This is a genomic window from Sodalis-like endosymbiont of Proechinophthirus fluctus (genome assembly GCF_001602625.1).
Lineage (GTDB): Bacteria > Pseudomonadota > Gammaproteobacteria > Enterobacterales > Enterobacteriaceae.
In genome coordinates this window covers 58,313-58,643 of record NZ_LECR01000039.1, presented here as the reverse complement: position 1 = coordinate 58,643, position 331 = coordinate 58,313, and the positions used below count along the sequence as shown (strand labels likewise).

Here is a 331-nt window from a genome sequence, read left to right as displayed (position 1 = left end):
CAGGAACCAAAAGCGCAGGTTGCCGAGAAGGAATTTAAAGCGCTGCCGGCCGAAATAGCGACAGATGACAACACCGCCAGCGAGGAAGATAAACCTATTCAGGCCCAGCCGCGTCGCCGGCATCGCACACTGAACCGTAAAATCAGCGTCGACGATCGGGCACCCCTCCTCCCCGCTGCTTTAGCATCAGACGCGGTAGGGAGGGCTACTAGCCCATTCAATATGGCAGTGGAAAACCAAGATGACGATATCAACGGTGCGCAAGGTGAAAATAATGCCTCGCTCGAGGCCGGCAATGCCGCCGGTGGACGTAATGGCAACGATGCGGGAT

General features: G+C 56.8%; 1 protein-coding gene. It reads left to right on the top strand.

Annotation, left to right across the window (positions count from 1 at the left end; genetic code table 11):
* The coding region (locus BG74_RS04275; RefSeq protein WP_204376308.1) for a hypothetical protein at positions 1 to 331 on the top strand (331 nt) is incomplete at both ends.